The following is a 6,455-nucleotide window of genomic DNA, read 5'->3' as shown; positions in this document are numbered from 1 at the left end:
CGCCGGACGGCCCCCCCGCCTGCGCCCCCCCCCCTCACCCACTCCAAGCCCCCCCCCCCCCCCCCCCCGGCGCCCCCCCCCCCAAACCCCCCCCCGCGGGGGGCGGCCGCGGCGCCCTGCGCCGCGGCACGGCGGCCGCCTCGGCGGCCCTGCTGCTCGCCTCAGGCACGGTCGCGCTGGCCCAGGCCCAGGCCAGCGCGGCCGCCGGCTGCAAGGTCGACTACACGACGAACGACTGGGGCACGGGCTTCACCGCCTCCGTGACGGTCACCAACCTCGGCGACCCGATCAGCGGCGGCTGGACGCTGGAGTGGGACTTCGCCGGCAACCAGCAGGTGACCTCGGGCTGGAACGGGACGTTCGCCCAGTCCGGCAAGCACGTCACCGTGAAGAGCCCGAGCTGGGCCCAGACGCTGGCGACCAACGCGACGGCCAACCCCGGCTTCCAGGGCACCTACTCCGGCGCCAACCAGGCGCCCGCCCAGTTCAAGCTGAACGGGACCGTCTGCACCGGGTCGGCGGGACCGACCGACCCGCCCACGGACCCGCCCACCGATCCGCCTCCGGGCAACCGCGTCGACAACCCCTACGCCGGGGTGAAGGCGTACGTGAACCCCGAGTGGTCGGCCAAGGCCGCGGCCGAGCCGGGCGGCAGCGCTGTCTCCGGCCAGCCGACCGGCGTGTGGCTGGACAGGATCGCCGCGATCCAGGGGGCGAACGGCTCCATGGGCCTGCGCGCCCACCTCGACAAGGCCCTCGACCAGGGCGCCGGTGTGGTCCAGCTCGTCGTCTACGACCTGCCCGGGCGTGACTGCTCCGCGCTGGCCTCCAACGGCGAACTCGGGCCGAACGACCTCGACAAGTACAAGACGCAGTTCATCGACCCGATCGCGCAGATCCTCGGCGACGCGAAGTACGCGGGCCTGCGGATCGTCACGGTCGTGGAGATCGACTCGCTGCCGAACCTCATCACCAACGCCGGGGGCCGGCCGACGGCCACCCCCGCCTGCGACACGATGAAGGCCAACGGCAACTACGAGAAGGGCATCGCCTACGCGCTGCAGAAGCTCGGCGCCATCTCCAACGTCTACAACTACCTCGACGTGGGCCACCACGGCTGGATCGGCTGGGACGACAACTTCGGCCCGACCGCGCAGCTGCTCGCGACCGTCGCGCAGGCGTCCGGCTCCAAGAACAACGTCGCCGGGTTCATCACCAACACCGCCAACTACGGGGCCCTGCAGGAGCCCTACTTCACCATCAACGACACCGTGAACGGCACGTCCGTCCGGCAGTCCAAGTGGGTCGACTGGAACCGGTACGTCGACGAGCTCTCCTACGCGCAGGCGTTCCGGCAGGAACTCGTCAAGGACGGGTTCGACTCGGGCATCGGCATGCTCATCGACACGAGCCGCAACGGCTGGGGCGGCGCGAACCGCCCGACCGGTCCCGGCCCGAAGACCAGCGTGGACGCCTACGTGGACGGCAGCCGGACCGACCGGCGCATCCACCTCGGCAACTGGTGCAACCAGGCGGGCGCGGGCCTCGGCGAGCGGCCCAAGGCGGCCCCCGCCGCGGGCATCGACGCCTACGTGTGGATGAAGCCCCCGGGTGAGTCGGACGGCGCCAGTAAGGAGATCCCGAACGACGAGGGCAAGGGCTTCGACCGGATGTGCGACCCCACGTACACCGGCAACCCGCGCAACAACAACAACATGAGCGGCGCGCTGGCGGACGCCCCGCTGTCCGGGCACTGGTTCTCCGCCCAGTTCCAGGAGCTGCTCAAGAACGCCAACCCGCCCGTCCGGTAACCGGCCACCACGGAAACGGCCCCGTGACCCGCTCCGGTCACGGGGCCTCTTCCGTCCTGGAGGCGGGCCCCGAAAGGGAACGGCCCGCGGCGCCCCCCTGTCGGACGCCGCGGGCCGCGTTCTTCCCGGGCCTCAGGAAGTCATGCAGTGCGGTTCGAGCGCGGTCGGCGAGCCCGGGGCCTTCACCGTGAACCCGAACGTGGTCGACGCCCCCACGGCGAGAGCGCCGTTGTAGTTCGCGTTCTTGACCGTGACGTCTGGACCGGACTGCGTGAAGCCGCCGTTCCAGAGGCTGTCGACGGTCTCGCCGTTGGCGAAGGTGAAGTGGGCCATCCAGCCGGCCAACGGGAGCGTGCCGGTGTTGGTGACGGTGATCTCGCCCTGGTAGCCGCCGTTCCAGCTGCCGACGGAGCGGTACCCGGCCTTGCAGACCTTGCCCGGGTCGCCGGGCGGGTCGGTCGGCGGGTCGGTCGGGCCGCCGCCGTCCTCGCCGACGCCCGTCACCTCGCCGTTGCCTCCGTCGAAGACCACGTCGGAGCAGCCGTAGAACGTCTCGTTGCTGTCCGAGCGCTGCCACACCGTGTACAGGAGGTGGCGGCCGCTCTTGCCGGACGGCAGCTTCGCGTTCCAGTGGTAGTAGGCGTCCTCGCTGCCGGGCGAGCCGACGCTCGGCGGGTCGGTGACGCTGTAGAACGGCTGGTCCTCCAGGTCGTCCCAGCTGAGGGGCCTGGTCGGGCTCCAGCTGTCCTTCGTGACGTAGGTGCGGAACGTTCCGGGATGGGCCGCCCACTTGTTGTACCGGAACTCGATGTCGGCGCCGGAGGTCAGGTGCGTGACCGGCCAGTCGTCGCGGGCGAGGTCGTAGCCGCCGAAGTCGTAGACGACCGCGCCCCCGCTGCACAGCTTCCCGTCGGGGATGAAGCCGCGGGTGCGGCCCGCCCCGTCCGAGCGCAGGACGGCGAACCAGTTGTAGAGCGAGTTGGGGCCGCTCTGCGCGACCGCCGCCGCGCAGGCCGGGTTGTGCGGGACGATCTGCCCGGTCGGGCTCAGGCCGTCCTTCCAGCACAGGTAGGTGCGGCTGCCGGGCACCATCATCGCGCCGTGCGCGGACGCCGGCGCGGCCGTCAGCAGCGCGCCGGCGATCATCGCGGGGCCGAGCACCGCCCCCGCGGCCAGTGCCCTTCGTCTTCGCTTGCCCATGTTCCTCCCGTCACCGGGCCAGAGAGTGCTGTCCAGCGGACGCTAACTCCGCCTCGCAGGGCTCGTGAACGGGCCTTTCAGGCTTTCATCGGCCGCCGGGGGCGCGGGCGCGGAGGCGGGGCTCAGCCCTTCGTCGCGCCCGCGGTGAGCCCTCCGATCAGCTGGCGCTCGGCCACCGCGTAGAAGGCGATGGCGGGCGCCAGCGCCAGCACGATGTAGGCGATGACGAGCGCGTAGTTCGTCGAGTACTGCCCCTGGAACTGCTGGATGCCCACGGGAATCGTCTGCCATTTCGGATCGGCCAGCACCAGCAGCGGGAGGAAGAAGTTGTTCCAGCTCGTCACGATGGCCAGGACCGACACGGTGCCGAGGGCGGGCCGCGCCATCGGCAGCAGGATGCGCCAGAAGAACCCGAACCGGGTGCAGCCGTCCATGATCGCCGCCTCCTCCAGCTCCGCCGGGATCGTCCGGAAGAACGAGCGCAGGATGATGATCGTGATGGGCAGCGCGAACGCGGCCTGCGGCAGGATGACGCCGAGCGGGTTGTCCAGCAGCCCGAACGATCGCAGCAGGACGAACAGCGGCAGCACCGCCACCGCCGGCGGGAACATCAGGCCGGCCGCGAACAGCGTGAAGAAGAACTCGCGGCCACGGAAGGCGTAGCGGGCGAACGCGAAGGCCGCGAGCGCCGCCGCCGCGACCGTGAGCAGCGTGGTGGCGACGGCGATCATCACGCTGTTGCCGAGCTGCCGCCAGAAGTCGCCGGACGACAGGATGCCGGTGTAGTTCGACGTCTTCCAGGGCGAGGGCAGCCCGACCGGATCCGTGGTGAGGTCGCCCGTGGTCTTGAAGCCGGAGACGACCGCGTACAGCAGCGGCACGACGATGAAGGAGCCGAGCACCCACACCAGGGTGTGCCGGGACGCGCTGCGCGCGAGGCCCGCCCTCATGGGCGGCCTCCCGCGGAGGTGACGGCGCCCTGCAGGTCGCGGCGCAGCGCATAGCGCTGGTAGAGCAGGGAGAAGACCATGCTGATGAGGAACATGGCCACGCTGATCGCGCTCGCGTAGCCCATCTGGTACCGCTTGAACCCGAACTGGAACATGGTGACGGCCATCGTCTCCGTGGAATGCGTCGGCCCGCCGGTCGTGATGACCCACACGAGGTCGAACAACTGGATCGAGCCGATGACGGACAGGAACACGCTGATCCGCAGCGTCGGCGCGAGCAGCGGCAGCGTGACGCCGCGGAACCGCCGCCACGGCCCGGCCCCGTCGATCGAGGCCGCCTCCAGCACCTCGGCGGGGACGCCCTGCAGCCCGGCGAGGTAGATCATCATGTGGAAGCCGAAGTACTTCCAGGTCATGACGGCGAACAGGGTGGGCAGCGCGGTGTCCGGGTCGGAGAACCACCGGCCGGCGAGGCCGCCGACGAGGGGCAGGTCCCCGACGAGCGTGTCGGCGAGCCCGGTGCCCGGCAGGAAGATGATGCCGAACAGCACTCCGGCGATCACCTCGGACAGGATGTAGGGCGCGAAGAAGACCGCCCGGTAGACCGCGCGGCCGCGCATCCGCTGGTTGAGCAGGACGGCCGTGCCGAGCGCGATCGGCAGCTGGACGGCGATCGACAGGATGACCATGACCAGGCCGCGCCACAGGTCGCCGCGGAAGACGGGGTCGCCGGCCAGCTTCCGGTAGTTGTCCAGGCCGGCGAAGTCCTCCGGCCGGCCGAAGCCGCCCCAGGTGAAGAAGCTCGTGTAGAACGCGACGAAGATCGGGATCAGCACGAAGAAGAGGAACAGCAGCAGCGCCGGGAGGAGGAACCAGGTGGCGGACATCCAGCCGCGCAGCCGCCGCCCCGTCGGCGCGCCGCGGGCCCGCCCCCGCGGGGCCCGCACGGCGGGCCGCGGCCGGTCGCCGGTCGTGGCGGAGCCCCGGATCGTGTGGGTCATTGGCTCTTGGCCGCCTTGGTCACCTGCTGGGCGACCTCTTCCGGGGTCCCCTTGCCGCCGACGAGGGCCGCGACGCTGTCGTTGACCTGCTGCCCGACGGCGGGCGGGAAGGCCTGGTCCAGGTAGAGCTGGAACCCGCTGGAGCCGTCCAGCGCCTGCGCGACCTGCTTGCGGTTCGGGTCGTCCAGCGCGCTCTCGGCTCCCTTGACGACCGGCATGAAGGCGCCCGAGGAGACGAGCTTGCGCTCGTTCTCGCCGTTCATCAGGAACGTCAGGAAGTCCAGCGCCTCCTTGGGGGCGTCCTTGCTGAGCGCGTGGCCGTTGCCGCCGCCGAACACGTCGGTGACGGCTCCCTGGCCTCCGTCGACGGTCGGGAAGGGGAACCAGCCGAGGTCGTCGCCGATGCCCTTGCCGGAGGCGTCCTTCTCCACCGAGGGCGCCCACTGCCCCATCAGCTCCATGCCGGCCTTCCCCGCGCCCATGGTGGCGGCCTGGCCGCCCGGCGCGTCATAGCCGGCGTTCTGGAAGCCGCTCTGGAAGGGCTGGAGGTCGACCAGTTCCTTGAGGTGCTGCCCGGCCTGGACGAACGCCGGGCCGGTGAAGTCGTTCGACTTGGCGGCCTGCTCCAGCGCGGTCATGCCGCCGACGCGCATCGCGAGGTAGGCCCAGTAGTAGTGGCCGGGCCACTTGTCCTTCCCGGCCAGCGCGATGGGGGCGACACCGGCGCCCTTGAGCTTGCGGACGGCGTCCAGGAACTCCGCCCAGGTCTTGGGGGTGCCCTTGATCCCGGCCTTGGCGAAGTGCCGCTTGTTGTACCAGAAGCCCACCATGCCCATGTCGTACGGGACGGCGTAGGTCTTGCCGTCGAACTGGTACGCCTTCTGCGACACCGGGGTGATGGTGCCGAGCAGGCTCGCCCCGTCCGAGGTGAGGTCCTTCACCAGCCCCGCGTCGATCTGCTGCTTGAGCACGCCGCCGCCCCAGGTCACGAAGACGTCCGGCAGCTTCCCCGAGGCGACCAGCGCGGTCATCTTCGACTTGTAGGCCTCGTTCTCCAGGTTGGTGAGCTTGATCCTCACGTTCGGGTGCGACGCCTCGTAGGCCTTGGCGATCTGCGGATAGAGCGACTTGGACGGTTCGGTGGTCGCGATGTCCATCCACTCGACGGTCACCTTCCCTCCCGACCCGGAACCGCCGTCGCCGCAGGCGGCGACCAGGGGCGCGGCGGCGGCCAGCACGGCGCCCGCGGAGACTGCGGTGAGGAGGGAACGGCGCGACAGCGGTGGGATGCCCATGATGGCCTCCTGGATCGGGGGTGGCTCGGCCTGGAGCGGCGGGGCGGGACCGCTCTTCGAAACATTTCGAAAATCTTCGGGCTTGCCGTTGCCGTGGAACTCTAAGAAAGGGCCCCCTCACGGTCAAGGCTTCTGCGGCGAGTGACCGAAATCGAACGTCCGAGAAGGCGTGGACGGGGGCTAGGAGAGCGCGAAACA

The 6,455-nt window shown here is 70.6% G+C and carries 5 protein-coding genes; 1 reads left to right on the top strand and 4 read right to left on the bottom strand.

Features of this window, described 5'->3' with window-relative positions:
- Positions 1–116 precede the first annotated feature (116 nt).
- Positions 117–1,811, top strand: a complete 1,695-nt coding sequence (locus ABWI04_RS29610; RefSeq protein ID WP_502913183.1) for a glycoside hydrolase family 6 protein — start codon at positions 117–119, stop codon at positions 1,809–1,811.
- 132 nt (positions 1,812–1,943) lie between these two features.
- Here the strand turns inward: ABWI04_RS29610 and ABWI04_RS29605 are convergent, their stop codons facing one another.
- The 4 genes from ABWI04_RS29605 to ABWI04_RS29590 form a co-directional block, all read right to left on the bottom strand.
- Positions 1,944–3,011, bottom strand: a complete 1,068-nt coding sequence (locus ABWI04_RS29605; protein WP_353834502.1) for a lytic polysaccharide monooxygenase — start codon at positions 3,009–3,011, stop codon at positions 1,944–1,946.
- Positions 3,012–3,133: 122 nt separating this feature from the next.
- Positions 3,134–3,961: a carbohydrate ABC transporter permease gene (locus ABWI04_RS29600; RefSeq protein WP_353834501.1), complete on the bottom strand. Its 828-nt coding sequence runs from the start codon at positions 3,959–3,961 to the stop codon at positions 3,134–3,136.
- Positions 3,958–4,962: a carbohydrate ABC transporter permease gene (locus tag ABWI04_RS29595; RefSeq protein WP_345176267.1), complete on the bottom strand. Its 1,005-nt coding sequence runs from the start codon at positions 4,960–4,962 to the stop codon at positions 3,958–3,960. Before ABWI04_RS29595 ends, ABWI04_RS29600 begins: the two co-directional genes overlap by 4 nt.
- A complete protein-coding gene (locus ABWI04_RS29590; protein ID WP_353834500.1) occupies positions 4,959–6,257 on the bottom strand; it encodes an extracellular solute-binding protein in 1,299 nt (432 codons plus the stop codon). Before ABWI04_RS29590 ends, ABWI04_RS29595 begins: the two co-directional genes overlap by 4 nt.
- Positions 6,258–6,455: the final 198 nt, after the last annotated feature.

This window comes from Actinomadura sp. NPDC000929 (assembly GCF_040492065.1).
Taxonomy (GTDB): domain Bacteria; phylum Actinomycetota; class Actinomycetes; order Streptosporangiales; family Streptosporangiaceae; genus Spirillospora; species Spirillospora verrucosospora.
The sequence above is the reverse complement of the archived record's forward strand: the minus strand, read 5'-3'. Positions and strand labels throughout refer to the sequence as shown.